Annotated in this window: 20 protein-coding genes; 10 read left to right on the forward strand and 10 right to left on the reverse strand. The window is 60.5% G+C overall.

All coding sequences use genetic code 11. The annotated features are described in order from the left end of the window. Window positions 1-68: 68 nt before the first annotated feature. Genes ACFVHU_RS14560 through ACFVHU_RS14570 form a run of 3 tightly spaced genes read right to left on the reverse strand, consistent with a single transcriptional unit; the run spans window position 69 to window position 5,542 of the window. Window positions 69-3,395, reverse strand: coding sequence for an ATP-binding protein (locus tag ACFVHU_RS14560; RefSeq protein WP_388024999.1), 3,327 nt, complete (start codon window positions 3,393-3,395; stop codon window positions 69-71). Between the two features lie 3 nt (window positions 3,396-3,398). Then, window positions 3,399-4,085 carry a DUF4194 domain-containing protein gene (locus tag ACFVHU_RS14565; RefSeq protein WP_388025001.1) on the reverse strand — a complete coding sequence of 229 codons (687 nt, stop codon included), beginning with the start codon at window positions 4,083-4,085 and terminating at the stop codon, window positions 3,399-3,401. Beyond that, the gene (locus ACFVHU_RS14570; RefSeq protein ID WP_105661626.1) at window positions 4,082-5,542 is read right to left on the reverse strand and encodes a DUF3375 domain-containing protein; all 1,461 of its coding nucleotides are present in this window, start codon (window positions 5,540-5,542) and stop codon (window positions 4,082-4,084) included. Before ACFVHU_RS14570 ends, ACFVHU_RS14565 begins: the two co-directional genes overlap by 4 nt. A gap of 245 nt (window positions 5,543-5,787) precedes the next feature. On the opposite strand from ACFVHU_RS14570, the gene ACFVHU_RS14575 reads away from it, so the two are divergent. Beyond that, window positions 5,788-7,026, forward strand: coding sequence for a polysaccharide deacetylase family protein (locus ACFVHU_RS14575; protein ID WP_388025147.1), 1,239 nt, complete (start codon window positions 5,788-5,790; stop codon window positions 7,024-7,026). Window positions 7,027-7,047: 21 nt separating this feature from the next. Here ACFVHU_RS14575 and ACFVHU_RS14580 read toward each other — a convergent pair whose 3' ends face one another. Next, entirely contained in the window at window positions 7,048-10,503 is a 3,456-nt protein-coding gene (locus tag ACFVHU_RS14580) for a TM0106 family RecB-like putative nuclease (protein ID WP_388025003.1), read from the reverse strand. Window positions 10,504-10,580: 77 nt separating this feature from the next. Then, on the reverse strand, window positions 10,581-10,901 hold the full coding sequence (locus tag ACFVHU_RS14585; protein WP_388025005.1) for a hypothetical protein: 321 nt from the start codon (window positions 10,899-10,901) through the stop codon (window positions 10,581-10,583). Between the two features lie 157 nt (window positions 10,902-11,058). On the opposite strand from ACFVHU_RS14585, the gene ACFVHU_RS14590 reads away from it, so the two are divergent. Next, window positions 11,059-11,778, forward strand: coding sequence for a M50 family metallopeptidase (locus ACFVHU_RS14590; RefSeq protein WP_388025007.1), 720 nt, complete (start codon window positions 11,059-11,061; stop codon window positions 11,776-11,778). Here ACFVHU_RS14590 and ACFVHU_RS14595 read toward each other — a convergent pair. Continuing rightward, entirely contained in the window at window positions 11,770-12,903 is a 1,134-nt protein-coding gene (locus ACFVHU_RS14595) for a YihY/virulence factor BrkB family protein (RefSeq protein WP_388025009.1), read from the reverse strand. The genes ACFVHU_RS14590 and ACFVHU_RS14595 overlap by 9 nt on opposite strands. Window positions 12,904-13,568: 665 nt before the next feature. On the opposite strand from ACFVHU_RS14595, the gene ACFVHU_RS14600 reads away from it, so the two are divergent. After that, window positions 13,569-14,294: a transglycosylase family protein gene (locus ACFVHU_RS14600; protein ID WP_105657352.1), complete on the forward strand. Its 726-nt coding sequence runs from the start codon at window positions 13,569-13,571 to the stop codon at window positions 14,292-14,294. 111 nt (window positions 14,295-14,405) lie between these two features. Further along, window positions 14,406-15,776 (forward strand): CoA transferase, encoded by a 1,371-nt coding sequence (locus ACFVHU_RS14605; RefSeq protein ID WP_388025011.1) that lies wholly within the window; start codon window positions 14,406-14,408, stop codon window positions 15,774-15,776. Here the strand turns inward: ACFVHU_RS14605 and ACFVHU_RS14610 are convergent. Both ACFVHU_RS14610 and kynA read right to left on the reverse strand, forming a co-directional pair. Then, window positions 15,773-16,492, reverse strand: a complete 720-nt coding sequence (locus tag ACFVHU_RS14610) for a PaaX family transcriptional regulator C-terminal domain-containing protein (RefSeq protein ID WP_388025012.1) — start codon at window positions 16,490-16,492, stop codon at window positions 15,773-15,775. The two genes, ACFVHU_RS14605 and ACFVHU_RS14610, sit on opposite strands and share 4 nt — an antisense overlap. A gap of 109 nt (window positions 16,493-16,601) precedes the next feature. Further along, entirely contained in the window at window positions 16,602-17,468 is an 867-nt protein-coding gene (kynA, locus tag ACFVHU_RS14615; protein ID WP_388025014.1) for a tryptophan 2,3-dioxygenase, read from the reverse strand. 151 nt (window positions 17,469-17,619) lie between these two features. Between kynA and ACFVHU_RS14620 the strand changes: the two genes are divergently transcribed. The 4 genes from ACFVHU_RS14620 to ACFVHU_RS14635 all read left to right on the forward strand — a co-directional run bounded on the left by ACFVHU_RS14620 (window position 17,620) and on the right by ACFVHU_RS14635 (window position 21,513). Further along, a complete protein-coding gene (locus ACFVHU_RS14620) occupies window positions 17,620-18,303 on the forward strand; it encodes a CE1759 family FMN reductase (RefSeq protein ID WP_388025015.1) in 684 nt (227 codons plus the stop codon). A 236-nt stretch (window positions 18,304-18,539) separates the two neighbouring features. Then, window positions 18,540-19,325, forward strand: coding sequence for a 2-oxo-hept-4-ene-1,7-dioate hydratase (hpaH, locus tag ACFVHU_RS14625; protein ID WP_105657357.1), 786 nt, complete (start codon window positions 18,540-18,542; stop codon window positions 19,323-19,325). After that, the gene (locus ACFVHU_RS14630) at window positions 19,310-20,119 is read left to right on the forward strand and encodes an aldolase/citrate lyase family protein (RefSeq protein WP_388025016.1); all 810 of its coding nucleotides are present in this window, start codon (window positions 19,310-19,312) and stop codon (window positions 20,117-20,119) included. Before hpaH ends, ACFVHU_RS14630 begins: the two co-directional genes overlap by 16 nt. Before the next feature lie 104 nt (window positions 20,120-20,223). Next, complete coding sequence (locus ACFVHU_RS14635; protein ID WP_388025018.1) at window positions 20,224-21,513, forward strand: DUF6350 family protein; 1,290 nt, start codon at window positions 20,224-20,226, stop codon at window positions 21,511-21,513. Between the two features lie 18 nt (window positions 21,514-21,531). On the opposite strand, the gene ACFVHU_RS14640 is transcribed toward ACFVHU_RS14635, so the two are convergent. Continuing rightward, window positions 21,532-22,170, reverse strand: coding sequence for a hypothetical protein (locus ACFVHU_RS14640; protein WP_388025019.1), 639 nt, complete (start codon window positions 22,168-22,170; stop codon window positions 21,532-21,534). Window positions 22,171-22,275: 105 nt separating this feature from the next. Then, entirely contained in the window at window positions 22,276-22,806 is a 531-nt protein-coding gene (locus tag ACFVHU_RS14645) for a DinB family protein (protein WP_388025020.1), read from the reverse strand. 146 nt (window positions 22,807-22,952) lie between these two features. Here ACFVHU_RS14645 and purN point away from each other — a divergent pair, with 146 nt between their 5' ends. Next, complete coding sequence (purN, locus tag ACFVHU_RS14650) at window positions 22,953-23,522, forward strand: phosphoribosylglycinamide formyltransferase (protein ID WP_133833195.1); 570 nt, start codon at window positions 22,953-22,955, stop codon at window positions 23,520-23,522. Between the two features lie 32 nt (window positions 23,523-23,554). Further along, window positions 23,555-25,069, forward strand: a complete 1,515-nt coding sequence (locus ACFVHU_RS14655; RefSeq protein ID WP_388025021.1) for an SDR family NAD(P)-dependent oxidoreductase — start codon at window positions 23,555-23,557, stop codon at window positions 25,067-25,069. The last annotated feature ends 14 nt before the right edge of the window (window positions 25,070-25,083 follow it).

The raw sequence follows: 25,083 nt of genomic DNA on the forward strand, positions 1-25,083 counted from the left end.
AAGCACCAAGGCACGAGGTCCAGAACTCGCTATGGCGAATTCTGGACCTCGTGCCTTGTTCTGGATGTTCAGCTGCGCAGGGTAATCGTTGTGGCCATGGCCGGGGAACGGCCGGTGGTCACGAAGCCTGAGATATTGGAGCCAGGGTGCTTGATGATATCCGTGATGGATCCCAGATGGCGGCTCAAATCGATCTTGTCCTCGGGGGCCGCGAGCACCAGATGGAAACCGAACTCCTGCAACGCGCGTATGCCTGCCGCTGCATATTCGGAGTTGGCTTGAATGAACGCCTCGTCGATCATCACCGTGCCGTAGGAAGTGAACCCGGCTGAAGCGAAGCCCAGCTGGTAGGCCAGGGCAGCACCCATGATGAAGGATGTGAAGCGCTGGCCTTCGCCGCCGGAGAGCGTCCCGGGTTCCAAGCCGGTCTCAATCTCCCCATTGGGCTTGTGCTCATTGCAGCTGATCATCACATGCTGGCGGACATCGAGCACGGTCGAACGCCATGAAGCCATCGCCGGGTCGCTGAGTGCGGTAACCAGTGCCTCCAGCGCCTGGTAGGAGCTGGCCAGGGTGGATTCGTCCTTGGTGGTGTAAGCCTCCTGCAATGCGTCCTTCAGGTCCTTGCGGAAGGTACCGGCCTCAACTGGAATCGCATTTACTGCTTCCAGGCGAAGGACCGACCCATGCTCGAAAGTCACCTCTGCCAGAATCTGGTTCAGCGGCTTGATGCGTTCGGAGATCATCCGGCGCTCTTCATCCAGCAACTGCAAGAGGTCGCTGAAGCGTTCATAGGAACGGTTCGCGAAGTATTCGCGGAACTGCTCCTCATGGTGCGGCAGGCCGTCGGCCACGATCTGGTCGTGCAGCTGCGCGTAGTGCTCAGCTGCTTCAGCGGTGGTGCCATGGGTCTGCGCGTGCGAGGTGCCGAATTCTCGGGCAAAACGACGGAAGGTTTCGCTCAGCGCGCCACCGATTTCCTGGCGCTGCGACTGCAAGGAGTTGACCTGGCTGCCCAGCTGGAGCTTGACCTCGGCAAAGGCTTCGCTGATTTGTTCACTGGCAGGGCAGTTCCCTGCAATCACTTGCTGGAGAACCGGGCCAAGCAGCTGATGCTGGCGCAGCGCGGACGGGATGCTCTGCTCCCATCCGGTCCCCAAATCATCGCTGGCGGACAGGATCTGCTGCGCACGCTGCACCTGCAAGCCAAGATCTGCAATGCGTGAACGAACCAGTGCGAGGTCCCCGACCAGGGTTTCTGCCTCGGCCTTCGCCGCTTCGATTTGCTGGCGAACCCGGGAGGAGTCCCCGGACAATGCCAAGGCATCGCCGAGCTTCTGCTCGCTGCGGCGCAAGGCTTCCAGTGCCTCGGACGCGTCGAACTGGCCAAAAGTCCGCTCATCGGCAATCAGGGCCTGCAAGAGCTGGGTCTTGGCCACGATCTTGTTCTTCGCCGCACTGCGCTCATCGGCAGCCTGGTGGGCCTGGACGATTTTCTCATCCAGCCGTGCCGCCTTGGACTGCAACTCGGCAATCTTCGACTCGTTGGTGAAGCCCAGCAGGTACTCGGAAGCAGGCAACGTGCGGGTATCGCGCTCGAAGCTTCCGGTTCCGTACTTGATGGTGCCGGCCGGGGTTATCGCCTTGGGGTGCACATGCATGGCTGCATCGTTCTCAACACAGGCCAATGGGTAGTCGGCGGTGATCTTCGCCTTCAGCCAGGTTCCGGCTTCGCCGGGCGCGAAGTCCAGCTTGGCCACCAGGTCTGCCGGGCCGGCTTCAGCGGTGCGCGGCGGCTGGGAAATGTCGCTCCACCGCACGCGGCCCAAGCCGTCGAGTTGATCAATGGCGTGGGTGACTTGGGTGAGCAGCTCCCCGGGAACCAGCAGGGTGCGGGCCAAGGAGTGCAAGGCCTTTTCAGCGGCCAAACGCCAGGTACCGGCATCGGCCGAAACATCCATGAGCTCGCCAGCGAAGGGAAGCTGTTCTTCCTTGAGCGAGCAGGCCGAAGCGATGGCACGGCGGGCGGCTATCGAACGGTCATCGATATTGCTGGCCCGGCGCTGGTAGGAGCGGATCTGGTCAGCCAACGTTTCTGCGCGCTTGCGCAGGTTGACCAAGGTGGCCATGGCCTCGTACTCAACGGTCTGCGCATCATGCGTAATCGAGCTGAGCTGCTGCAAGGTACGTGCGGCGTTGGCCCGCAGCTCATCCAGGCCGGTGGCTGAGAATTCGAAGGCCAAGCCAGCGTCCGAGGCCTGCTGCTGCAGGGTCCGGATGACGTTCTCTTTCTCGCTCAACGCCTTGCGAGCCACATCGGCTTCGCGCTCCAGCAGCATCAAGGAAGCAGAGCCCGCAGAGTCGTGGGCAGCCTCCAGCGACGCCAGCTGGTCATCGAGCTTTTCCTTGCGCTGCCGTAGCCCAGCCTCTTCGGCTTTGAGCTTGGCCAGCTCCGTTTCGTGGGAGTTCAAGTCATTGCGCAGCACCAGCTGGCGGACCTGGGTTTCCAGGGTGTGCACGTCGCTTTCCAGCAATTGCCGGGCGGTGGCGATCTGTCCAGCCAAGGAACGGTAGGCCTGATCCTGCTCCGGCACCTGCGCGAGCACGTCACGCTGGGCGCGGGCGGTATCCAGCTGGCGGTAGATGCCACGCAAATGGGCAAAGTCTTCCACTGCTGCGGACGCGGCCTTCAACGTGGCTGGTTCTTCCAGCACTTCGTGGCGGAAGAACTGGTTGACGCCCTTGGCCAGGCCCTTGCCATTTTGCAACGTGCGCAACAGGGCAAAGGCCTTGTCGCTTTCGACGCCTAAACGGCGGCGCAATCGCTCAATGAAAGCCTTGTGGGTATCGAATGCCTCGCTCGGTGCCAGGGCCTTGGACAGCGAGGACACGGTAAAGCGGCGTGGGCCGTGGTTTTCCAGCTCCGCAATATTGACCTTGCCCTCGCACAACAGATAGTGCTTGGAGACCTGTCCTTCCAGACCGGCATCGGGCAGATCGAAGACCGCGCCGGCTGTAACGGTGTTGCCCATGCCATCGTCGTAGCTGAGCACAATGGCGCTCCACGTCGCGCCGGGGCGCTGGTAGACAGTGCCGGCGCTGGTTTTGAACTTGCGCCCGCGCATGTAGGAGAACGTGGTGCGGCGGTCCTCGCGGGTGGCCGCGTCATTGGCCGATTCGTTCAGGCGGGGCGTTGCAAAGAAGACGTGGCCCATCGCATCGAACAAGGTGGATTTGCCCACGCCCGGATGGCCGGTGACCAAGGTGCCGGCGCGGTCCACGGCCAGATCATGCAAGCCGTGGAAGGTTCCCCAGTTAACTATTTGTACCCGGCTCAGCCGATGCTGGCCTGGGTTGAGTGCCCCGCCCAGCGGGAGAGTCATTTCAATGCTCATCGGTTACTCCTGCACCAACTCGGGGGTCTGCTCTGCGAGGTCATCAGCTTCTTCGGCTCCCAGGCTGAAAGCTGGATCATTAGCGTCGATTGCCGCGATGTAGCGTGGTATGTCCTGGATATTGGTGATCGGCAGCGCCATCGCCAGGGCCGGGGAAATGCGGAACTCGTTCTCCAGCTCGGTGCCGGTGAGCAAGCGCAAAGCATGCAGGCGGGTTACCGCAGCATCGCAGGATTCGGCAAAGCGCTTGTCATCGCGGTCTGAGGTCTGGCGGTGCTCGGCCAGGATCTCGTGCATGCCCGCACGCGAAATCACGGCATCGCTGCCGCTGCCTGAATGCTGTTCGAGCAACAGCCGCAGCCGCAGGGCGAGCAGGGTTTCATCACGCTTCAGCGGACGGCGCGGAGCGATAGGAGAGGTGTGGACCTGTTCAATCTGGACGGGGGCAAGCATGGCGATCTTGCGGTCCATGTCCAGCTGCAGTGCCAAGAAGATCTCGGAGAAGTAATCGCTGATGCTCTGCTGCTGGTCCAGCAGCAGCTGCCAAGCCGAGGCATCGATGGACCCATCAAGGTACGGGCCACGCAACAACCGGACCAGCAGCTGGCGCAGCGGCAGCGGGAACTTCCCGGTGTCGCCCTCGAACAATGGTTCGGTGATCGGTGCGGCGTATGAATCGCTCTTGGTCATAGCGGCTCCTTCGTAAAGCTTAACGCGGGCAGGATTGCGGTTCGCATCGAACCATCGAGTTGCTGGAAATGGATGCTGAGCAGATCGCTCTCGTTCAGCGATTCGCCATTGGTGCGCCCGATTTCCACGAGGGCACGAATGGAATTCAAGTGCCGTTGCTCGGCATCCAAGGATTCGAAGACTTCATCCAACCGAATCGAACCGGAACTGGACTGGCCCAGATGCCGGGTGATCGATGCACGCAGCAATGGCATGTCCGCCTGGGGCGTCGAGGGATTTCGTACAATGTCGGCTTCGCTGAATTCTGGCGCTTGAGCCAGCGGAGGCGGAGCCACATGCTCGGATGGGTCGTAGATTCCAAGACCGGAAAGGGTGACGAACTGCGGAGCGAAGAGCTCCATCGGGGCCAAGCCGCTGCGGGGTTTCAGGCTCGTGGATTTGCTGATCGCTAGTTCAGCTTCGCGGACCGCTTGGCGCAATAGCTCGGCCTGCTTGTAGTCCTCGGACTGCACGAATGCGTGCAGGGATTCAGAGAGCTTGCCATAGGAGGCATGGACTTCAGCTGCCTGGCGGCGCAATTCACGCAACAGGTTAGTGAGGATCTGGCGTTCGGGCGTTTCCAGGTCATCTACGAAGTCGCGGTCCAGGACTTCGGCCAATGCGGCGCGGAAACGCTGCTGCGCTTCCGGGGAGTTCAGGAATTCAGTGAATCCGCTGAAGGTTTCGCCTTCGGCAGTGGAACGCAACTGACGGTCAGCTTCAAGAACCTGGCCCACAGCTACGCCCTTGGCTGTGGAGGCATCCAGAATGCCTTCACGCAATGAATGGAGCATATCCTGGACGCCGTCGCGCATGCGTCGGAAATCTGCTGGCAAACTCGATGCCAGATCGAGTACGGAACGTGTTGCCGACAAGGCGGTCGTGCGAGAAAGCACCGCCGGGTCATCCCCGCTGCGCAGCTGGTCGATTTGGGCTTGGCGCAGCGCGATCTGGGATTCGAGGGCACGGATACGTGCTTCGGGATCCGGATCGGTTTCGTGGGCCAGCGATTCCAGGGAAGAAAGCAACGTGTTCAGGCGAGACGAGTTCAAATGCGAATCGTCGGTGGAAAAATCCGCCAGGTAGCGCAGGGTGCGCAGGGTCTGCGCACTGGGTTCATACACGAAGCGCCCATCAATCAGCGGACGAGCCAGAATTCCCTGTTTGACCCATGTTTCGGCGAAATCCTGGGCCGAATACGAGGCGGGAATCTGGTCATCGCTTTTGCGCGCTTGCTTCAGGAAGGAATCCAAGGAGGCATGGAAAAGTTCCAATGCGATCCGTGAACGGTCTGCGGTGAACTCTGCGCGGATGAAGGCCACAGCCCACGGCTGGGCGGTCAGAAGCCGATACGCTGCCGAGCTTTTGAACTGCTGGGACTGAAGCCACAAACTATTCGCGCGGTGCGAGGGCTGCATGTACTTCCTTGATCTTTGGGACGCCTAACCAATCAATTCTAAATCATTGGACTCCTTCCAAAATGTGAGCTCCCTAAAAGCTGAATGTTAGACATCGCTCAAGTTCGGTAATTCATCATGAAAGGGTGTTGCCTCCAGCGCTACCTGTGTAGGGTCGAAATAACCAGATGACAACTCGTTTTCTTCCGGCCTGGCGGGCACGGTGGAGGTCACGGAGGTCGAAGCCATTGAAGAATCTACGATTGGTGATTTCCCTCGGGTTGGCGCTGGGACTTGCCGGGTGCAGTGCTTCACAGGAGCCGCCAACGCCGGCCCCGGATCCTGCTGCCGTTGAAAAGGCTGAGCAGGAAGAAGCACGAGTGGACGGCGTGAGAGCCGAGATCAACCGGCTAGCTGACGGATACGACTATGACGCGGCGATTAAACTCGCCAAGAAAGACAGCGCCGAACAACTGAACCAGATGGCCAGCGGCCTAGAGGAAGAGAAAGGGCAGGTTTCAGTTTGGGAAGAGCCGAACAACATACCTCACCTGTTCTTCCACTCGCTGATTGTCGATCCCGGCAGGGCCTTTGACGAAGGCAGCAGTTCGCAGGGGTACGCCGACTACATGGTGACCCAGAAGGAATTTGCAGCCATCCTCGACGAGCTGTATGCGCGTGATTATGTCCTGGTCAACCCGGAAGATTTCGCCTCGCTCGACGAACAGGGGCAGATGGAGTATCGGGATATCATGCTGCCCCAGGGCAAGAAGCCAGTGGTGCTGTCCATCGATGACCTGAGCTATTACGAATACATGGAAGGTGATGGCTTCGCCAGCAAACTGGTGCTGGATAAGTACGGCAAGGTCCGCAACGAATACGTCGATGCGGAGGGAAAAACGCAGGTTGGCGCTTTTGACGTGACCACGATGGTCGATGACTTCATAGCGGAACATCCCGATTTCACGTATCGGGACGCTCGCGGCCTGATCGCAATGACCGGATACAACGGGGCATTCGGCTACCGCACCTCTGCCAGCCAGTATCCCCAGGGCAAGACTCTGGAAGCTGACCAGAAGAAGGCGGCGGAGATCGCAGAAGCGATGAAGAACAGCGGTTGGGTTTTCGCGTCCCATTCGTGGGGGCACATTGCCACCGGGACGGTCAGCATGGATCGGCTCAAGCGGGACACCAAACTGTGGAAAGCCGAAGTCGAACCGATCGTGGGAAAAACCGGGCACTACATCTATCCTTTTGGATCGGATATTGCCCGGACCCAGCGTTACGCGGGGGACCGGTACCAGTTCTTCAAGGACCAGGGGTTCGGTTACTTCTACGGCGTTGACGGTACGACTCGCACATGGATGCAGCAGCGTGATGAGTACCAGCGGCAGATGCGCATCAATGTGGATGGGTTGCAGTTCGCCAAGGAACTGCGCGGTGACCGGCCAGTCCTGGGAAGTTTCTTCAAAGTCGAGGATGTGATTGACCCGGCGCGCGAATGACCGGGCCAATCCATCATCAAGCTACAAAGCCATGAAGGCACCGAGCTGCGAGAGCGCCGATGGGTTGGAAGGCAGATAATCGGTGAGCCTTTCGCTGCGCACGATGATGGCCTTCCATTGGCCGCGGGAAATCGCAACGTTGATGCGATTGCGGTTAAGCAGGAATTCGATGCCACGCGATGCATCGGTGGCGCTGGAACATGCCATGGTCATCAGCACAACTGGTGCTTCCTGTCCCTGGAACTTGTCAACCGTTCCCACCTTGACCGCCGATAGCCCTTCAGCTTCGAGGACATCGCGCACCAGATTTACCTGGGCATTGTAGGCAGCAACTACCAGGATGTCAGCGGCACCCAATGGACGGGCAGGCATGCCTGCCCCCGGACTCCACATCATTCCCAGATGCTCGCGGACCAATCGGACAATGGCCCCGGCTTCTTCGGCGCTGCTGACCGTGTTGCCTCGATGTTCAACGAACACCGTCTCGACCCCGGCCGGTGTGCCTTCGAGTTGCCGCAACCCGGCGGCGTCTGCCGAGAACAGCTGGTGGTCATAGCTCAATGCCGAAACCTTGGCGCAAAGCGCTGGATGCATTCGCCATGAAGCTGCCAGGAAGTACCCTAATTCGGCTGGCAGCACTGGTTCGCCGCCGGAAAGCCAGCCGAGCGCCGATTCGTCCACCGGCTGCGGATGAGTGCCCTGGGTGACCTGGGGCAACTGCTGGGGATCACCGAGCAGCAGCAAATTGCGGGCTGCTCGTGAAACCGCCAAGGTATTGGCCAGTGAGAACTGCCCGGCCTCATCGATCACCAGCAAATCCAGGCTATCCGCGGGGACTTTCGAACCGGTCAGCGTCCAGGCAGTACCTCCAATGAGCCCGCCGCCCGATGCGTGGAGAACTTCAGTCAAGGAATCCTTGGACGTGCCGGCCCAGGGGACCGGATCATCGTGCTTGACTTCCTTGGCTACTGCCTCGGGATGGACCCCGGCCTCCACCGCTTTCCGCAGGACGTTTTCAACTACTGCATGGGACTGGGCAACCACGCCAATCTTCCATCCGTAATCAACGAGTTCACGGATCACATGCGAAGCGACGAAGGTCTTGCCGGTCCCCGGAGGGCCTTGTACCGCAAGATAGGAATTATCAAGATCCTTCAACGTCTCGACCACGGCAGGATAGATCTGCGCCTGGCCATCAACCAGGGCTGGATCCACCGGTGTCGCAAGGGTTTTCAGGCGTGGCGGAATCCGCCGCAGGATGTCGATGCCCGGCCGTTCCGGAAGCACCGGTACGGCGGAGCCCACCCGCTGGGCGATCTCCTTGAGCGCTGCATCGATGCTCATCGTCGCCAACGGCTTATCCGGAGCCAATGCGCATGGATGGGCACCGTAGGCAGGGATCTTGCCGCTGGTTTTCTCCGCAATGGTAATCCAGCCCGGACCGAGCTCGACTACGGTGGCGTTGAATGCGCCGCCGCGCACGGAGTCGTCAACGGCCATGCCTTCAGGCAACGGAGCATCAAACATGGCGAACACTGATGAGCCGGGGGAGAGCAGGGATCCTTCCGCCAAGGTTCCCTGCAATCTCGTCACGCGCGTAGAGGTGTGCGCCCGAGGGGTGGCCTTATGCCAATCCTCGAGTACTTCCGCAGTGTCCACAATGAACACTCCCCGGGCGTCGCTCCAATCATCCATTGGCGCGGACAAGCGGTCGAAGTGTTCCCACCAGAACTGCTTCTTTTCACGCCGGTTGTAACCGGTCGCAGCGGCGACCATCGCGATCGCGCGGTCATCGTTGCTCAGCGCGTGGGCGTGGGGAAGCTGCGCAAGGTAGTTTTGCAGCCGAAGCTCTTCGGCGGTGGGCTCGTATTCGTCTGCGGCCGGGCCTGGCTCAGGCATATCCGGCAGGGTGCCAGGCGCCTCATCGCTGAGCGAAAGCAGCCAATCCCGCAAGCGCAAAGTGGAAAGGCAGTCGTACTCGTTGTAATCGGCAATCGACTCGAGGATCGCTTCAGCGGCCCCGTCGTTCTTCGAATCCCGCGCCAGCATGTACTGGGCATAGGCGACCACCGATGCTCCGGCATCGGTGACATCCCCGGAGCGAAGGTGCTCTCCCATGTACAACGGTTCAAGCTTCTTGATGGAGTATGAGCGGGTGGAAACCACCAGGGCGTTACGCACGGTCTCGTAGAGATCGACAAGCAGGTTCTCACGCAGCCACTGGTCGACTTCGTCCTCACCGGCGATATGCACCTGCGAGAGCTTGCGCAGGGCAGTTTTCTCATAGGGCGCATAGTGGTAGACCTTCATGCGCGGGAACCGCTGGCGGCGTTCTTCGACATAGGCAATGAAGTCCAGGAAGGCTTGGCGTTCTTCGGCGCGGCTATGCGCCCAGAAGGGTTTGAACACCGGCACCCCGGTGTCATATTCGATGACGCCGAAGAGGTATTCCAGGCCCCAGGAGCCGTCGGAAGGTTCCTGGTAGAGCGGGTCGCCCTCGAAATCGAAGAAGATGTCGCCTTGATCAGGCCGCGGCAGCGAAGAGATCGGGCCTTCGTTCTTCACCCGGTAGGAGACGCCGTGGACCATGCCATCGCTCTGGGCCAGCCCCAGCTGCATTCTGGCCTGCTCCGCGGCACGGTGCAGCGAGGTGCCTGGTTCAGCTTCTAGCCCGGCGAGCTGGTCAATGGTGGAAATGCCGCGGGCGCGAAGTTTTTCTCGCTGCACCATGGACATGCCAGCGACCAATAGCAGGTCGCGGGTTTCCTGGGCCTGCTCTTCGCAATAATCGCAACGGCCGCATAAGCGCAGTTCATCGGAGTTCCACCGAACTGGCTGGTTGGCCGCACGGTGTTCCTGCACCATCTTCACGAATCGTTCACGCTGGGCCCGGAAGACTGGCAGCACTTCATCAACCCGATGCACCGAATGCGTCCCGTCGCCGAGGACCAGCGTTGCCGAGGTGGACACGGGGAGCCCTTCTGCCAGCATCTGATCCGCGTAGGCTGCGATCTGGAGCAGGGCACTGACCCTTGCATGGCGGGCGAGCTTGGTATCCCATACGGCCCAGGTGCCGTCCTCCTGGCGGACCAGGAAGTCGGCAAAGCCAATGAAAGCCCCATCGAAGAAGGTGGCCTGGAAAATGACATCGGCGCCGTTGCGAAGCACGTGCATGGTCGCCTCGTGGGCTGCCCGAAGACCGGCCGCAGACATCTGTGGGCGATCAGTGAATTGCTTGACGCCGGTTCCCGTCGCCGGGTCGTATTCGCCATAGGCAGCTATCAGGTCTTTGAGGACGTTCTGCTCATGGGCGTCGCCGAGCACCGCTGTTCGTTCCAGCATCTCGTCTCGTGCCTTGTCAGGCTTGGGACGCAGGCCGAGTTTCACGTCCAGCAGGTACAGGGACTGGTAATTGCAGTCAACGGAGACTGACAGGTCACTCGCTGAGAAGATGAACGCATCATCTAGAAAGAACACGGGGCCTGGGCCTTTCGTTGACTTGTTTCCTACCTAGTCAACGTAGCACCAGACCCCGACAGATTCGCTGATGCCGCTTAGGACAGCTCGTCTTTGTTCTTCTTGGGGCCGCCAAGAACGAGCGAGGGAATGGCAACGCCGGCGGTCACCGAGTTCACCGCTGGCCACGCACCGATTTTCTTGGCCAGCGGATGCGAAGCGCCGAAGCCTCCGAGATAGGCGCTGATCAAGGCAATGGCTTTAGCGGTTCCAGCATCTTTCTTCCAAAGCAGGAAGGCGCCGGCACCAGCAGCACCGAGCACAACGGCAGCCAGCGGGCGCTTCTTGGTGGCACGACCGGTAGCGTAACCGCCCACTAAACCGGTGGTGGCCAAGGCGGTTGAAACGATGCGAGACATGAGACTCCTCCAGATATACGGCACAGTGTTCCGCTTTGCAGACTATGCCCGTCACCTGTGATGTTTCCCAGAAAGTCGGGAAATGCACTCGCCGGTCACTTTGTGGCCGGTGGGGCTTGCAAGAATGAGTAATACCGAACGCCGATGAGGAGCAGGAATGAATCTAGATATTGCCCAGGCCTGGGAGCGGCTCTCGCAGCCGGTGAACGTGGCCCTGAACCAGTGGCAGTGGCTGATCGTTGCGTTCTTGATCCTGCTATTGGTGGTCCCTCGTCCGGTCTGGCGGATCACCGGCTTGTACTCCACGCTGATTCATGAGCTCGGCCATATCATCGCGGCCTTATTCACGGGCAGATACGTGGCTGGCTTGCGGCTGGGCTGGGACCATTCCGGAGAAGTGCGGAGCATTGGACGGGGCAAGATTTCTGTCATCATCTCCGGGATTTTCTGGTACCCCGCACCGATATGGGTTTCAGCTTTGATGCTGTGGGGCATATCCACGGGCTATTCCGGGCGGGCGCTCGGCATCTACGCGTTGCTGTTCCTGCTGGCGCTGATCTTTGTCCGAAATTGGCCGGCCTTTATTGTGTGCACTATTAGTGCACTCGTGGCATTGGCAGTGGTCTTCTTTGCGCCGGTCGAAGCGTACCTGTACCTGGCTTTGCTTATCGCCGGGTTCTTGCTGCTGGCTGGCCTAAAAGACTTCGTCAAGCTTCTTTCGGTACATGTTTGGAGACGCCACGATATCGCCCAGTCCGATGCGTACCTGATCGCCGAGGCTACCCGGACCTTCGCCTCATTGTGGGTGGTGGTGATTCTTGTTCTGGGTTCCGGCGGCCTGTGGTGGGCACTGCAGAGCTTGTCGGGACTATTCTGAGCCCCTGCGCAGATCGCGTTTGGTTTTCATGCGGCTAGCGGTCCAGACCGCCACGGCAACCAGCCCCATGGGGAGCAGCTTCGTCTTGCGCTTAGGCTTCGTGGATGGATCCCTCTCCATATCTTGCAGCGGGTCGCCACCGTGCTTGATACGGATTTCCTGGGCCTGGACGAGATCCTTGTATGTTGCCAATTCCTGCTTGGCTACCAAAGTGTCATCACGCAGTGGAAGAAGTACGTCATCTATGGCAGGCATGCCCGTGCGAAGCTGGCGGAGGCGGATGAATTCGATATCCACCAAGGCTCCGAGGAGCAAAGCGATGTTGCTGATCCAGCAAGCAAGAATCAAGATGATCACCCCGCCAATGGTTCCGTAGGTGGCGGAGTAGCTGGCGAACTGCGAAACATAAATACTGAAACCGAATACCGACAGTCCCAGGATCACCAGAGCTGTCAGTGTGCCGGGCGAGAACCAGCGGAATTTCGTTGGCTTGACGTTGGGGGTGAAGTAGTAAAGCAAGGCTAGAACCAGGAGCAGCATAATGAGCATCAATGGCGGCTTGGCGATATTCAGCACGAGCACAAAGCTGTCGCCCATGCCAATAATATTGCCGATTCCGCGGGCGACGGAGCCAGAAGCGAGCAGCAGCACCAGGGTCACGACGGCAACCAGCATGATCAGCACGGTAATCAGGAACATCTGAGGACGCCGTTTCCACTGGGGGCGGCCTTCCGGTGCCCCATACAGCCGGTTCAACGCGCGGCTGAATGCCGTGACATATCCAGATGTACTCCACAGCGCGCCGAGTGAACCGGCCAGGATTGCCCAGAACGTTCCGCTAGCTTGGGATGCCAAGCCAGCGAGCAGCTGTTCGGCCGTGTCGAGCAATTGCTGGGAGTCGCTACTTGCAGATTGTCCGTTCGGGGCGAGGCTCTGCTCTAGCAGCTCCATGATCCATTTGGTGCCGCTTTCGCTGGCACCGGCCAAAGACAGGAGCGAGATCAATGCCAGTAATCCGGGGAACATGGCAAGAACCATGAAATAGGACAGGGAAGCGGCAACGTCTAGTCCATCGTTGCGAAAGAATTCCCGCAGGGCCCGGGGGTAGCAGGTCAAGGATTCCATGAATCGGTCTTTGCTTGTGCTGCCTCGTACTGGCATTGAGTTCCCCTGTCTGACTGATGAAATCAAACCTACAGCGCTGGCTTCTTGAAACAAATTACCTCAGGGCAATTCAGCTGTCCTGTTGCTTGAACGCCGCGGTGTGTCCATCGCCCGGGAGGCCCTGCAGGTGGCAGCGAGGAAAAGGCCGTCTGCCGGGGAAAAATTGCCCCCTTCGGATTGCCTGACGCCTTGGGTTTCGGACGCCGCTATTCCAGCTTTGGCGAAGGCGGAATGCAACCTTGAAGGGAGCTGGGCACGGCCCAGAAATGAATTGCAAGCTATATCACAGCGAGCTGGATAATCTCCACTTTTGGAAAGTAACATTTTCGTTGCTTGATATGGGGATCATGGTGATTTTCGGACCCGATTCAAAATTTTTTTCTGGCCAATTGACCTGTATTTACGGGGTTTCTGACCGTTTCCTGAGTTGCGAGGGTGGTGGGTTGGTGCGTTATGGTCATTCATAACGTTTCGATAACACTCGCAGTGTTATGGGGAAACAGGTACTGCCGGGACTTCCAAACCGCTCACCAGGGCAGTATTTAATCAAAGTCGAAATGCGACGCTGAGTGGTGCACGAGGATGGTCTAGGAAGACCTGAGCGCGGGAAGAGCAACTGGAGAATCATGATCCAGCAGAAGACCAAGAACTTGATCCGCCGCGGTGGAGCCTCGCTGGCCGCCGTTGCAGTTGCCGGCACCGCAATCGTTGCAGCTTCCGCACCAGCTAATGCCGCAGGCACCTGGGACAAGCTGGCTCAGTGCGAGTCCGGTGGCAACTGGTCCATCAACACCGGCAACGGCTACTACGGTGGCCTGCAGTTCTCGCTGTCCACTTGGAAGGCGTTTGGCGGTTCGGGCATGCCTCACCAGGCTTCGAAGGCCGAGCAGATTCGCGTTGCAACCAAGGTCCAGGCATCCCAGGGTTGGGGCGCATGGCCAGCATGTACCGCAAAGCTGGGCATTAGCGGTTCCCCTTCGGGTTCCGCGACTCCTCAGAAGCAGGCTCCTCAGCAGCAGGCAGCACCAAAGCAGCAGGCCGCTCCTAAGCAGCAGGCGGCCCCAAAGCAGCAGGCAGCACCTAAGCAGCAGGCCGCTCCGGTCCAGAAGCAGGCTCCCAAGCAGCAGGCAGCTCCAAAGCACGCTGCTCCAGCTCCAAAGGCACCAGTGTTCAACATTGACGTGACCGATTCGGGCAAGGACTACACCGTCAAGTCCGGCGATACCTTGGCTAAGGTTGCCGACCAGCTTGGCGTCAAGGACTGGCGTGGCCTGTTCGTCTTGAATGACGATCAGCTGAGCAACCCAGACCTGATCATGGTCGGGCAGACCCTGAACGTTCCAGCAAACTAATTCCGCAGAGCTTCAGATAACCCGCGTCGCGTATTTTTTACACGACGCGGGTTTTCCGTTTTCCAACTGCCTGCATCGAAGTGGTGATTTTCCGGGTATAGGCTGAGGTTCATGCTGCATTCCGAAGATGAGCGCGTGGCCGAAGGCCATATCCTGGGTTCGGGGTTCACCGCGCACCGATTGCTCGAGACGGCAGGTGATTGCCCTGTTACGGGGCCCGCGGTTTGGTGGGCTGGTCCTTTGAACGCGGAGAAGCTCGCAGCTCGATCCGTTGGCTTGGTATGTTCCGCCCTTAATGATCTTGCCGCTGCCTCACCATGGCTCGCCACAGCGACGCCGGATATCGCAGCGGCCTTCGCGTCCTCTGCCCACTTGCGCATCGCGGGGCAGAAACCACAAGGTTTTGCTCGATATTCGGGATTCTACCGAACGGCCGACGGCTGGATCAGAACCCACGCGAATTACCCTCACCATGAACGCTCGCTCCACTCTGCATTGGGAACCTCTTCGGGGATTGACATCGCCGACGCGCTGGCAAGCCTTTGTGCCCACGATGCCCAAGAACGCATTATTGCCGCTGGTGGAATAGCCGCGCAGGTGCGATCCCGTGAACAGTGGCTCAGCTCGGCAGAGGGCCAAGCGGCCGGCAGCGGGCACTGGGCTCAATTCCACATGCGCCCAACAGGTTCGGCTCCGGTCTGGAAATTTGACCCGCGTGCAGCAATGCCCCTTCGAGGGTTGAAGGTTCTGGACCTCACACGGGTTATCGCTGGCCCCACCGCAACCAGGACGCTGGCATCACTTGGCGCCCAGGTCTTGCGCGTGGATGGGCCGCTGCTCCCCGAATTGCCTTGGCAATATGTTGATACCGGTTTCGGCAAGCGCAGCACGCTGCTGGATTTGAAAAGCGCAACAGGGCAGGCGCGGATCCACGAACTGCTGCAGGATGCTGATGCCGTCCTCTTGAGCTATCGCCCCGGGGCCTTGGCCAAGGCAGGGCTTGGCCGGAATGAATTAGTCCAGCGGTACCCGCAGCTCGTTGTTGCTGAATTAGGTGCGTGGGGCTTCGAAGGGCCCTGGGCCCAACGGCGTGGGTTCGACAGCGTCGTGCAAGCTGCCACCGGCATCTCGGAGGCTTACCGTGGTAACGGGCAATCACCGGGCGCATTGCCGGTGCAGGCTTTGGACCACGCCACTGGCTACGGGCTCGCTGCTGCCGTCATCGCTTTGGTTCGGGCGCGCAGTGTCCAAGGGCGTACCGGGTCGGTGCGATTCTCCTTGGCTCGGACCGCGCATGCGCTGTTCGCCTTCGACGCCCCGCAACGCCCCGCTCAATTCGACGGTGGCGTGCGGCTGAAGCGGGTGGAAAGTACTTACGGCACCCTTGAGTATGTCCCGCCGCCCTTCAGCATGGCAGGCCAGACGCTGGACTACCCTGGTCCGCCTGCGCCGTATGGAGAAGATGAACCAGTCTGGAACTAGGAAGCCAGAAGCGAGCGTGCGAAGCGCAAGGCTGGTTCCTGGAATGCGGTGGACAGTGCCAAGAAGCGTTCCCTGCTCTCATCGCCAGGCCAGTGGTCGGGCAGCATGAACCCCGGCAAACCGGGGTCAAGGTAGGGAAGAGCACGCCATGAATCGACCATCGTGACATACCCCCGATAAGCGCTGGGCGGAGCAATATCGCTGGAATCCAGGGAAGCGGTGCTCTCCAGGAACGCTCGATGCAACGTGCCCAGGCGCTCAAGATCCCACCACTGCCCGGCAGCCTGCTGCGGTGTTCCGGGGAAGTATGGCTGCTGGGCGGTAAAAAGCGTCGCGTGTTCCCTGGCTCCCAGGGCACTGAGCACCGCCGAGACTTCCTCTCGCAGGTACTCGGGGAAAATCCATAATCCGGAGCCGAGCATGCCTCCGCCAAGCTGCAAGAAATGCTTGCGTACCTGGTGGCGCAGGGAGCGCAAGGTCTCCGGCAGCGAGTAGGCCACCAGGCACCAGGGGTCACTGCCTGACATTTGGCGCGGGGTGAATATTCTTCTGGTGCCACGCTCGAACATCTGTTGCGCCGCGCTCGAAACGCGCAAGGTGGAAGATTGCGCTGCTTCCAGCACTTCCCGGTCAATCAGTCGGGAGATGGCGGTTTGCGCCGCAGGGACCGAAACTCCGGCAGCATGTGCCAGTTCCACTATTCGGGTGCGCGCCACCGGAGTTTTCTCATGCCGTATATAAAGGCCGGTAATCGTGCGGATAATCGATGTGGCGCTTCCGCATCTCGCCTCGAAGTCATCGAGGCTCAGAGCCGTGAGGGAGGTGCTACTTGCCAATTTCGGTACGCACCGCGAACAACTCTGGGAAAAAGGTCAGGTCCAGGGCGCGCTTGAGGAAGTCAACGCCCGAGGAGCCACCGGTGCCGCGCTTGAATCCGATGGTGCGCTGGACAACGCGCATATGGCGGAAGCGCCATGCCTGGAAGTTGTCCTCGACGTCTACCAGGTCCTCGCAGGCTTGGTAGAAGCCCCAGCGGGTGTCCTCGGACTCGTAGATATCCTTGAATATTGGCACCAGTGCCTCCTGGAATGCCCAAGGCTTGGTGAAGTCCCGTGAAAGCACTTCTTCGGGAATGTCGTAACCGTGGCGGGATAAGGCGGCCAGGAACACATCGTAGAGACCTGGCTCGTGAAGCAGTTTGGACAGTAGCTCGTGGGCCTTTGGATCCGCCTCGTGGACCTTGAGCATGCCTTCATGCTTGTTGCCCAGAATGAACTCCACGGCGCGGTACTGGAAGGACTGGAAGCCGGAGGAAGAGCCGAGGAAGTCGCGGAACTGTGCATATTCGCGCGGTGTCAAGGTCGCCAGGACCGACCACTGTTCGGTCAGGGTCTTCTGGATGTGCTTTACCCGGGCAAGGCATTTCAGGGCTTTGCCGAAGTCATCGAGGCCCAGTAGGCGGCGTGCTTCGAGGAGTTCATGGAGCATGAGCTTGAGCCACAGTTCGCTGGTCTGGTGCTGGATGATGAAGAGCATTTCATCGTGGTGCTCGGGAACGCTGACCGGATGCTGCGCTGACAGGATGCGTTCCAGATCAAGGTAGCCGCCGTAGGACATCGTGTTTTTGAAGTCAGTGCGGACGCCATCTTCAATTGCGCGCTGATTCTCGGTCTGTGGCTTCGGAGTGCTCATATGCAGATATTATCAATAAGATTGCGACCGTCACAATAGTGAAAACCGATTTGAGCCGACGAGACGAAAAGATCTGCCGATGCCGGGAATACGTCCGGCGACACCGCTGTTGATACATGCATACGCATATAAATAGTGAAAGGCAAGAACAGTGAGCAAGTCAGTAGTCGTCATCAGCGGTGGGCTGGGAACCCCATCGAGCTCCTCGCTGCTGGGCCAGCAAATCGGAGAGAATATTGCCGCGCAGCTAGCTGCCGCCGGCGTGCAAGCCGACGTGAGCAATATCGAACTGCGTGAGCATGCTGGTGAAATCACTAATAATATGCTGACCGGTTTCGCCGCCCCGGGCCTGCAAAAAGTTATCGACGCAGTGGTGAATGCCGACGTGCTCGTTGCCGTCACCCCGGTCTTCACGGCCTCAGTCTCAGGCCTCTTCAAGTCCTTCCTCGATATCCTGGACCCTAAATCGCTCAACGGAAAACCGGTCGTGCTCGCTGCCACCGCGGGAACCCAGCGGCACCAGCTCGCGGTTGACTACGCCATGCGTCCGATCTTCTCCTACCTCAGGGCGCACATCATGCCGACATCGGTTTTCGCGGCTTCGGAAGACTTCGGGGGACAGGGGTTGACCGGCACGCTGGCAGATCGCGCTCGCCGGGTTGCGCGAGAAGTCGTCCTGGCGCTGTCCCTGAACGAAGGGGAATTCTCCGCTGATGCGGATTTGGGGGATACCCGTTCCATCGCTCCCTCGGTCAGCGAATTCGCCGACCCCGATGATGAACTCTCCTCACTGCCCTTCGAAGCGTTGCTGGCAAACCTCAAATCCGGATCCTGAGTCGGCCGTTCCGCCAGGTTGGGCCCACGGCCATGCACCCGCACCGGGGCGCATGGCCGTGGGCCAAATCTTTTGCGAAAAGGAGCCCGAAGGACCACGAAAAGTCGAGCAGAATGTTAGTACGATGTGCCTTCAATCTCGAACCTCGGTACGATCAAGAACCGTGAGCTAAGTCATCTCTTCGAGATGATGGCAGCCCCAAGAGGTTTGAACAGTAGTGAAAGGTGTAGCCGTCGATGCTATCCGAGGAAACAATCACGGCCATTGCCGATGAGCTGGTCCAGGCCGGCGAGACACGGACTCCCGTGCCGCGTCTGACCGCACGCTATCCAGAAATGACGGTAGAAGATTCCTACCGGGTCCAGAACCTGTGGCGCCAGCGCTCCGAAGCCGCTGGCCGCGTGCTGGTCGGCCGCAAGATCGGGCTGACCTCCCGCGCCATGCAGATGGCTACCGGTATCACCGAGCCTGACTACGGAATCATCTTCGATGACATGGTCTACGATTCCGGCGCGAAGCTGAAGTGGGAAGACTTCACCGGTGCCCGCGTGGAGATGGAGCTGGCCTTCAAGCTCAAGAAGGACATCGAAGGCCCGAGGGCGAACATTTTCGATGTGCTCGAAGCTACCGAATACGTCATCCCCGCTTTGGAAATCCTCGATGCCCGCGTGGAGATGGAAGGCCGCACCATTGTGGATACCATCAGCGACAACGCCGCCATGGGTGCCATGGTGATCGGCGGCAACCCGGTCAAGCCGGAGAACATCGATTTGCGTTGGGTCTCCGGGATCTTGTTCAAGAACCAGACCGTCGAAGAAACCGGCGTCGCAGCCGGTGTGCTGAACCACCCTGCCGCTGGCGTGTACTGGCTGGCCAACAAGATTGCCCCGCACGGCGACAAGCTCAAGGCCGGGGAAATCATCCTGGCCGGATCCTTCACCCGCCCGATGTGGGTCAATGCAGGGGATACCGTCTTTGCCGATTACGGACCGCTAGGAACTGTGACATGTCATTTCGAGTAGAAGCGGATCCGTCGCTGAAAGATGCGCTCAAGGACGCCGACCACTCGTTGGCAGGCATCTGGGTCTGTTCGGCCTCCCCGCTGATCGCTGAGATCTGCGCAGGCGCAGGGTTCGATTGGTTGTTCATCGATGGCGAGCATTCGCCCAACGACCTGCAGAACATCTTGGCCCAGCTGCAAGCCGTGCGCAGCTACCCGGTAGTTCCAGTGGTCCGCCCTGCGGTCAACGATCCGGTGGTGATCAAGCAGTTCCTGGACCTGGGGGTGCAGTCGCTGATCATCCCGATGGTCAATGATGCCCAGCAAGCCGCCGCCGCCGTCGCCTCCTGCCAGTACCCTCCCAAGGGCGTACGCGGTGTCGGTTCCGCCCTGGCCCGCTCGGCTCGCTGGAACCGCATCCCCGAGTACCTGACCCGCGCTGATGAGACCATCACCATCATGGTTCAAATCGAAGCGGATGAAGCGGTGCGGAACGTCGAGGAAATCGTTGCCACCGAAGGTGTTGACGGGATTTTCATCGGTCCATCGGACCTGGCCGCCTCCATGGGCGTCATCGGCCAGCAGAGCCACCCGGACGTGGTCGCCGCGGTGATCAAGTCCATCCATGCGGCCAAGGCCGCAGGCAAGTATGCCGGGGTGAACGCCTTCGACCAGAAGAGCGCCCGCGAATACATGGCCTCCGGCGCGGATTACGTAGGCGTGGGTGCCGACGTGGCACTGCTGGCGCGTGCCACCGAAGCACTGGCTGCAAGCTTCAATTCCGAGGCCCAAAGCGCTGCACCGGACAGCTATTAGCCCGGTGTTCTAGGCAACCCTTCAGGTCATCATTGCGCGTCGATCGAGGCCGGTCGGCGCCAATGATGGCAACATTGAAGATGATGAGCCGCGAAAAGAAACCCATGAAGGCAGTGATGTTGCGCCTGCGCAACGGCTGGCCAATGCCCCTGGCGTTGCAGGGGGTCTTCGAGATACTGCAATCGGTGGTCTTTTGCCTTGCCCTGATCACGCTGCCGCTGGTCGCCGTCTATTTCAGCGGAGGCTTCCTCGAAGACTCGTTTGAGGCCATCTTGCAGTTCGGCGGCCTCATTTGGCTGCTCATCCACGGCGTGCCAGTGGAGATCCTGAATCTCGGCCCCGAAGCTGACCCCAGTTCGGTGACCGGATGGGTCACGCTGATCCCGTTGGGACTATCGCTCTTGCCGTTCTTGTTCTGCTTGCGTGCGGGACGGCGCATCGCTCGCGCCTCCTACACCGACCAGCTCTGGCAAGGGCTGCTCGGCGCCTTCGTGGCCTACGGGGCCATCGGTACCGGTATCGGGTTCCTCGCCAATAACGCGCATGCGCGGGTCAATATCATCGCGGCGGCCTTCATTCCGCTGATCATCGCGCTGGTGGGCCTGATCATTGGTGCGCGCCGCGAAGCAGGCTCCTGGGCTCGCCTTTTCGGTGTCGATACGGCCGCCTATATCCAGCGGATCTCACCGCATCGCCGCTGGGCCGGTTCCTACGTATGGCATGTGATCGTGGCCGGGTTCCTCGGCTATGTCGCTGCCGTGGGAATCTCCGGATTGCTGCTGGCCATCAACCTGGGCGTGCACTGGACCGACGTCGCCAACGTGTCGCAGGAGCTGCGCCCCGGCCCGATCGGCTCGGCCGCGCTGACCACGGTGCAGCTGTCCTTCATCCCGAACGCAGTGTTCTGGGTCTTGTCCTGGATCAGCGGCGGCGGTTTCAGCATCGGTACCGGCAGCACCCTGTCCACCTTGGAAACCACGGTGGGTCCGCTGCCGTCGATTCCGATGCTGGCTTCCCTTCCTTCAGGCGATATGGCCCATCAATGGCTGTTCCTGCTGATTCCCGTGGCCGCGGGCATCGTGGCCGGCTGGTACTTCCTGCGCGTTGGCGAGAACCACCTCGAAGACTGGTTTGCCCGTCGCATTCCGTTCAATGCCCTGTCGCTGGCGGCATCGACCGCGTCCTTGGCGGTCTTCACCGGCATTGTCTGCGGGCTGCTGAGCCTGATCGGTTCCTGGCTGTCATCCGGCTCCCTGGCCATTGGGCGACTGGTTGAGATCGGCCCTAACATGTGGGCGACGGCAGGTGCCCTGGCACTGCAAATCGGCGTGGGCACCGCGATCGGCTACCTGATTGCCCCGCTGTTCGAGACCGACCCGGTACTCGAAGGCTAGAGTCTTGCCGCTGTTGGCCTAGGTCAGGCTGGCCAGAACCAGCGGATCGCCATCGGGGCGGTTGATGGTGATCGTCCCCAGCGCACTGGCAGTCGACTCCTCCATCACCAGCAGCACCGAATCATTCTCGGCAACTACCTGGATATCCTCGGCTTCAAGTTCGGGATGCTCGGCGCGAAGCTCGGAGATGGAGTTCTCCACCGTCACGTCGCTGATGCCAGCAGGCATCAGGTAGGTGACGGTCTTGAAGCTGTTTTCACCGCCATCGACCTTGAGCGGAATACCGTTCTGGACCACATAATCCATCGTCGGGCAGGTGGTCCCGGCGATCTCGTAATCGCCATCTTCTTCCACAGGCTTGGGAACGGCGATCATGCACAGCTGGCCTTCGCTGCCTACGGCAACGTAGTGCCTGCCGAAGTCCGAGGTGGCCAGCAGGTGGCGGGTTTCCACGTCGTAGGACTCGGTATCCTCAAAGCCTTCGGGAAGCTTGTCTTCATCATCCTGCGTTTGCACCAGAAGCGGCATGTATTCTTCAGCCGATGGGACTGGAACAGCGGATTCACCGGTCTGCGGAATCCCGGCAGAACACGCAGTCAAGGACAGCAGCCCGGTGAAAGCCAGTGCAGAAATTTTCCCGAAATATGCCTTGGGCATGACTGTCTGGCTCCTTATGTAGAACTGTTTTCGCGCGTACGCCAAGAAGTCTAGCCAAAGGGCAGTGCACCTGCCATTTGGCCCCTTCGTTTGTGTCGGGCGTGGCTAGCTGGTCTGCGGAGCCAGATCCCACAGGTGGTGCATGACGTCATGCCAGGCATACTGATTCAGCGTTTCAATGGTAAACGCGGCACCGTTCGAGCGCAGGCCGCGGCGGGAATACTGCGCCGGGCCGATGCTCGACAGCTTCGCGGCGTAGCGGGCGGCGCTTTCGCGCAACAGCTCGGCGACCTGCCCTGCAGGCAGCGAATTGTAGTTTCCCTCGTCGGCGGCCCGGTCCTGGTCCCAGTTGGGGAACTCCGGGTCATCGTGCTCAAGCATCAGGTCCAGGCGCCCGGTCATCACCTGCAGCATTTCGGCGACGTGGGCCACGTACTCCTGGTCGCTCCAGCGGGCAGGGTTCGTGTGGGTCTGCGCATCGGGGCGCGCGAGTACCTCGATGTAGCGGTCCACGCACACCGGAAGCTGGGCCATGGCATCGCCGGGCGAGATGCCGCGCACATCGACGGCGCACTGCGCGCACACCGTGTCCAGGACAACGGTCCAGTCCTTGCCGTCGGGAACTATCTGGCTCATCAGCATCTCCACTTCGAATGGAACTCTCAAGGCCAGTCTAGGGCCGGCGCGGCAACGGTGCCGGGAAAAGGCCTGCGGATCGAAACGCCATGCAACATTGCGTCCGGGATGAAGCGCCGGCCCCGGCGAACCGTAGAATTGAATTCATGCGCATTGTGGTTTTGGTTTCAGGTACCGGTTCTAATCTCCAGGCAGTCATCGACGCAGTGGCCGACGGCCAGCTGGACAATGTCGAGATTGCGGCCGTGGGAGCGGATAAGCACGGCACCTACGGCGTGCAGCGTTCGGCTGAAGCCGGAATCGAAACGTTCGTCGTGAACTTCAAGGACTACGCGGATCGCGGCGAATGGAACCATGCGCTCACCGGAAAGTGCTTGTCCTACGCCCCGGACTATGTTGTCTCCTCCGGTTTCATGCGCATCGTCGGCGAGGAATTCATCAACGCCTTCGACGGCACCTACATCAACACCCACCCTGCGCTGCTGCCGTCCTTCCCCGGCGCCCACGGCGTGCGCGATGCGCTGGCCTACGGCGTGAAGGTCACCGGCTGCACCGTGCACATTGCCGATGCCGGTGTTGATACCGGTCCGATCCTGCGCCAGGAAGCCGTGCCGATTGAAGAGCACGACACCGAGGAATCGCTGCATGAGCGCATCAAGCTCGTCGAGCGCCGCCTGCTCATTGCCACGCTCGCCGATCTCGCCAAGGGAAAATAGGGCGCTGCCCACCGCGTAAAATTGGTGGGGAGATGACTGAACCTACGCCGCTGCCCTTGCAGGCACCAGAAACCGAACTGTTTACCGAAGCAGAACTATCCGCCGCTTTGAAGGTCCTGTCGGTGGTGCACCAGCTGGATCCCGAGGATGAACGGCACATTGCCGTGCGCAGGGCCACCAGCAACATGTTCAAGGCGGCCAAGCGCTACCGCAAGTCCCAAAAGCGTGCCGAGATCAGCGCCGCGGACCGGGCCGTGATTGAGCGCACCGCCACCGGCTCGCCGCAACGGCTGGATGACGAAACCCTCGGCCTGGACCTGAGCAGTTCAACCGGAAGCGCAAGCGCCGGGGAATTCCGCAAGCCGCGCGGCTGCTACATCTGCAAGCAGCGCTACACCACCGTGGATGCCTTCCACCATTATCTCTGCCCGGACTGCGCCGCGCAGGGACGCGAACGCCGGGACGCCCGCGCGGACCTGAGCGGCAAGCGCGCCTTGCTGACCGGCGGGCGAGCCAAAATCGGCATGCACATCGCGCTGCGGCTGCTGCGCGATGGAGCCCACACCACCATCACCACGCGTTTCCCCAAGGACGCCGCACGACGCTTCGCGGCACTGGAGGACAGCGCCGAATGGATGCACCGGCTGCGCATTGCCGGCATCGACTTGCGCGACCCGGCACAGGTCATCTCCCTGGCCGACCGCGTGGCTGCCGAAGGGCCGCTCGATATCCTGATCAACAACGCCGCGCAGACCGTGCGGCGCACGGCCAATTCCTACCAGCATCTGGTCGAATCCGAGCAGCAGCCCCTGGCCGCGCAGCTGCTGCCTGGCAACGGGGGACCGGAGCTGTGGGGCGAAGCGAACCCGCCCTCGGAGCATCCCAAGGCCCTGGCCAGTGCCTTCCGCCTGGAAGAATCAGCTCTGCTGGCCCCTGCGGCATCGGAAAGCTACGATGCGCAGCAGCTGGCAGATCTGGCCATGCGGGCCGGCTCCGCATCGCTGGAACGAATCGCAGCGGGAACCGCAATCGATGCCGGGGGCTTGATCCCGGACGTGGTGACGGAGAATTCCTGGACGCAGATCCTGGGTGATGTTGATGCCCTGGAAATGCTCGAAGTGCAGCTGTGCAATGTCACCGCCCCGTTCCTGCTCGCTTCGCGGCTGCGCCCGGCTTTGGCCGCCAGCGGGGCCCGGCGCAAGTACATCGTGAACGTCTCGGCGATGGAAGGCCAGTTCTCCCGCCGCTACAAGGGTGCCGGGCACCCGCACACCAATATGGCCAAGGCCTCGCTGAACATGCTCACCCGCACCAGCGCGGAAGAGATGCTGAAGACCGACCGGATCCTCATGAGCGCGGTGGACACCGGGTGGATCACCGATGAGCGCCCGCATGATGCGAAGGTCCGGAAAGTTGCCGACGGGTGGCACGCCCCCTTGGACCTGATTGATGGCGCGGCCCGGGTGTACCAGCCGATCGTTGACGGGGAACGTGGCATTGACCTGAATGGCTGCTTCCTCAAGGACTATGAGCCATCGCCCTGGTAGGGATCGGCGGAAAT

This window comes from Glutamicibacter sp. NPDC127525 (genome assembly GCF_042672105.1).
In the GTDB taxonomy this organism is placed as follows: Bacteria; Actinomycetota; Actinomycetes; order Actinomycetales; family Micrococcaceae; genus Glutamicibacter.